The 3,761-nt window shown below is 58.3% G+C and carries 5 protein-coding genes and 1 pseudogene; all 6 read right to left on the bottom strand.

Annotation, left to right across the window (positions count from 1 at the left end; all coding sequences use genetic code 11):
• Nucleotides 1-280 (bottom strand): annotated as a pseudogene (locus tag OQK_RS31595) (DUF2235 domain-containing protein); the annotation flags it as partial.
• A 138-nt stretch (nucleotides 281-418) separates the two neighbouring features.
• Complete coding sequence (locus tag OQK_RS21890) at nucleotides 419-778, bottom strand: DUF6124 family protein (protein ID WP_016774282.1); 360 nt, start codon at nucleotides 776-778, stop codon at nucleotides 419-421.
• 444 nt (nucleotides 779-1,222) lie between these two features.
• Nucleotides 1,223-1,630: a hypothetical protein gene (locus OQK_RS21880; RefSeq protein ID WP_016774280.1), complete on the bottom strand. Its 408-nt coding sequence runs from the start codon at nucleotides 1,628-1,630 to the stop codon at nucleotides 1,223-1,225.
• Between the two features lie 8 nt (nucleotides 1,631-1,638).
• A complete protein-coding gene (locus OQK_RS21875; protein ID WP_016774279.1) occupies nucleotides 1,639-2,073 on the bottom strand; it encodes an NUDIX hydrolase in 435 nt (144 codons plus the stop codon).
• Between the two features lie 41 nt (nucleotides 2,074-2,114).
• A complete protein-coding gene (locus tag OQK_RS21870; RefSeq protein ID WP_016774278.1) occupies nucleotides 2,115-2,675 on the bottom strand; it encodes a nucleotidyltransferase family protein in 561 nt (186 codons plus the stop codon).
• 95 nt (nucleotides 2,676-2,770) lie between these two features.
• Nucleotides 2,771-3,715 (bottom strand): GlxA family transcriptional regulator, encoded by a 945-nt coding sequence (locus OQK_RS21865; protein ID WP_016774277.1) that lies wholly within the window; start codon nucleotides 3,713-3,715, stop codon nucleotides 2,771-2,773.
• Nucleotides 3,716-3,761: the final 46 nt, after the last annotated feature.

Below are 3,761 nucleotides of genomic sequence, written 5' to 3'. Positions count from 1 at the left end.
TATCCGGATCTCGCATATAGGGCTGACAACTGGGAGGAATATCCTCAGGCGCAATCGGATGCTGAGCACCGCACAACAACCCCGCAGCAGAGTTGTTCGCATTGTTGCCTGTGCCATCAAAGAAAACCCCGATCCTCAACGCAATGCCTATTTTCTCAGGCTCGCGCGCGGGCTCTTTCCCGTGTTTCTCATACTCGGCCCAATGCTGGGCGTGCAGGTCGACGGGTTTGGCTTGTTCGTAGCGGTAGTTTTTCGGCGGGTTTGGAACGTAGCCACTCAATCCTTGATTCCTTGTTCTGATCCTTGAAGAACGGCCCGAAGGGTGACAGTGGAGGCCGGGTGGTGCAAGCCGTGGCCGTGTGCCAGCCATGGCGCGCCCGGGGATTGCGACGAGGTTTTGCGCTCGTCGCATTGCGGGTCATTTGGCTATTTCGACTTTATCCAAAGCCTGATTTACCGCGATCTCGCCAAGCATGACGACCTGAGCGATGCCTAGCAGGGTTTTGCGGCGCGGGTTGTCGAGCAGCGCGGCGAAGTCGTAGAGCATGGTGGTGGCCGAGCCGAGGGATTCGCTGGCGTTGGCCAGCAGGGACTCGGTGTCGTATTTCGGGTTGGCGAGGAACATCTGTTCCGGGGTGTTGGTGCTGGCCAGGATGTCTTCCGGGCCGAGGTAGTGATCGAGGGCGCGTTCGGCGGCTTCGTGGAGCTTTTTCGAGCCGCAGGATTCGTAGGGCGATGCGGGGTCGGTGGTTGGGGGATTGGGTGTGACTTTGAACATGGTGAAACTCCTGATTATTCGTCTGGAGCTGCCAACATCACTTGCAGATGATGGGTGGCAGCTGTGTGCGGGTCTGCAAGACCGGGAAATCAGGAACCCGGCAGACCCGAAGGTCTCCCGCACAAAGCCGCCATTGAGCGGACACGAACAAGTGTCCTTTGGCAGGGCTATGCGACTGATTTCCGACGGGCTTGCAGACCCGATCACTGATGAGAAGTGACAGGAATCAAGTTACGGAGGGAACGGCAGACGCACAAGCCGGCGGATTCTGGCGTAGTCGTAGGGAATGGCGCAAGGCGTTGTAGCCGTTTGCTTAAGGCTGGAGTTACTGTTTAAACGGGCTGAGGGTTTTCTGTTTATGTGGCTGTGAATGTGCTGCCGTCATCGCGAGCAGGCTCAATCCTACAAGGGGATTGTGCTGAGGTTCCCGGCGGCCCTTGCCTGTCACGATCCTGAAATTTCCCGTCTGATCTGAAGAGCAATTACAGCGAAACCTTTACCAGTGCCGCGCTGGGAAACTGCATGGTTCTGAATTGAAGTTAAATCTTCCCATCGCTCTACAGTTTCCACGCATTGGTGATCAATGTCGGTGTCAATTTCAGAGGCTATGAACCGTTCTGCCTGATTCAGGATCAAGCCATACAGCCGTGGCATGCCGGGGAAATCGACTTCCAGTTCAAGTACCACGCTGCCCGCCCAGTCGATGCCCTGGCTTTCGCCATAACCAACCAAGGCGACGGGAAGACCGGCGTTGCGCCAGAATTTTGCGGTCGTCATCAACCGATAGGCCGTCACGGCATTCTGTTCCTGCACATTCAACTGTCGCTTCTTGAGCAGGCGGTTGATCTCCATTTTGCTCCTCAGTCGTGTGCCGCTAGTTGTCCTTGGTACTTCAAAGCCTCCATCAAAAACCCCAGCGCTCGACGAAACACAGGATGGCAATCGCCATACGGTAACTCATCGAGCGAGGCCCAGAAAAACTCGAAGACATGCCCGTGATCATCCAGTGTCTGGTGAGACCATCGCTCTGACAGTGGCTCACGCACCTCGCAACGTTGGAATGACCAGACTTGTCCGTGGTGGCAAGACTCCCAGCAGCCTAAATCTTCACAGATTGTCGCATTGTGGATACCGGACTCTTCCGCCAGTTCTCGCAAAGCGGCCTCGGCGGGTGTTTCTCCGCGCTCAATGGTTCCTTTTACTAACTGCACCCCAGCCTGGGGGTGTCGAAACAACAGGACTCGCGGGCGCTGTGCGAAACAAAGCACCACAGGACAGGCCTTGTCGGGATGCATAAAGATTTCCTTATCGGTTTAAACGATCAATCGGGGTGGCATCAACCCTGCGTTACGAGCGTCAACTTCGGCCAGATCTCGAGCCATCTCTTCGACTGCACGCGCTCCACAAACACCGCGTTTTTATCACTTTCAAATCGGGCGGTTGGCCGCACATTCAGCGCAAACAAATCCTCCAGCCCCAACGGCGCCGAAACCTTTATCGCGCCATGCCGATCAAGCCTGACCCCTACTGCCGTAGCGGTTTCCGGCCAGAACGTCATTGCATCGGCAGCCGCCCCATAAGGCGCATCGGCGTTCCGCTGGTGCATGCGTGCCCGGTTTTTCACCGACCAGTTCAAGCCACTGCACAGGGCTGCAAGCTCGACCTCCAAGGCCAGGTCTGTTTGCGCACTGGCACATGCTGTGTCAAACCATACGACATCAATGTCCTCGGGCAACGGCGAAGGCTGGCGCTGATGCAGATGATCCCAAACCAGGCTGCGCACAAAACCTGCGGCAACCCAGCAGTCCGGCAAGTTGAGATCCCTGACCATGCGCAGGATGTGCATACGGACGGGATCCTTATCAATCAGATCCCGCAGTTGCGCTTCCAGATTCATTTTTTCAGTCCATATCCGTTTGCTGCACGAGCCTACCAAAGGTTTCGGGCAAAGGTCGCTGGTGCTCAACATAACGTCACGTAACCAGACGAGCCTCACACCATCCGCCGCGAATCCCGCCGTACCGCCTGCGGCGGCACGCCAAAGCCGCGCATGAACACCTCGCGCATGTGCCGGCGGTCACGAAACCCGGTTTCTCTGGCGACCACATCCAGACTGTGACTGCTCTGCTCGATCAGCAAACGCGCCGCTTCCAGGCGCAGGCTCTCTATCGCCTTGGCTGGAGACTGGCCGGTTTCGGCGGTGAACACGCGGGTGAATTGCCGCGGACTCAGGTGCACCACTTCGGCCAGTTCTTCGACGCTCAGCGGGCGATTGAGGTGCTTACGCGCGTAATCCAGCGCACTCTGAATGCGGTCGGATTTGGGCGACAGCGACAGCAATTCCGAATGCTGCGACTGCCCTCCAGATCTACGCTGATGCATCACCAGTCGATGGGCGACCGAGCGGGCGATTTCGCTGCCCAGATCCTTCTCGACCATACCCAGCGCCATGTCGACACCAGCGGTCATGCCCGCCGATGTCCACACCGGGCCGTCGATGATAAAGATGCGGTCGTCCTCGACATTCACCGAGGGATGCATCCTGCGCAGCGCCGGGGCGAACGCCCAGTGCGTGGTCACGCGGCGGTTATCCAGCACTCCGGCCTGCGCCAGTACGAACGAGCCGGTGCAGATGCCGGCCACGCGGCGTGCGCCGTCGGCGAGCCCGCGCACGCTGTGCAGCACGTCAGCACCGGGCGGCGTCAGCGGTGTCAGCGTGCCAGCCACCAGCCAACTGTCGGCCAGCCCCGCTTGCGTCAGCGGCAACGTATCGACGTGCAAGCCCAGCGAGGAGCTGACGATGCCGCCGGCCTGGGAAAAATTTTGCACCTTGTACACGGCTTTGCCGGTGACGATGTTGGCGAACTCGAACACCGACTGGGTCGCCAGCGCCATGACCTGAAAACCTTCCGAGAGCAGATAGCCGACTCGATGCATGGTCGCGCTCCGTTTGTTGAATGTCTTGAAACACTACCACATACGT

The organism is Pseudomonas sp. R62, from assembly GCF_000257605.1.
Taxonomy (GTDB): domain Bacteria; phylum Pseudomonadota; class Gammaproteobacteria; order Pseudomonadales; family Pseudomonadaceae; genus Aquipseudomonas; species Aquipseudomonas atacamensis.
The sequence above is the reverse complement of the archived record's forward strand: the minus strand, read 5'-3'. Positions and strand labels throughout refer to the sequence as shown.

Excerpts from the sequence above, each read along its gene's own strand:
- OQK_RS21875 (WP_016774279.1), bottom strand. The coding sequence starts at position 2,073 with ATGCATCCCGACAAGGCCTGTCCTGTGGTGCTTTGTTTCGCACAGCGC.
- OQK_RS21890 (WP_016774282.1), bottom strand. The coding sequence starts at position 778 with ATGTTCAAAGTCACACCCAATCCCCCAACCACCGACCCCGCATCGCCC.
- OQK_RS21870 (WP_016774278.1), bottom strand. The coding sequence starts at position 2,675 with ATGAATCTGGAAGCGCAACTGCGGGATCTGATTGATAAGGATCCCGTC.
- OQK_RS21880 (WP_016774280.1), bottom strand. The coding sequence starts at position 1,630 with ATGGAGATCAACCGCCTGCTCAAGAAGCGACAGTTGAATGTGCAGGAA.
- OQK_RS21865 (WP_016774277.1), bottom strand. The coding sequence starts at position 3,715 with ATGCATCGAGTCGGCTATCTGCTCTCGGAAGGTTTTCAGGTCATGGCG.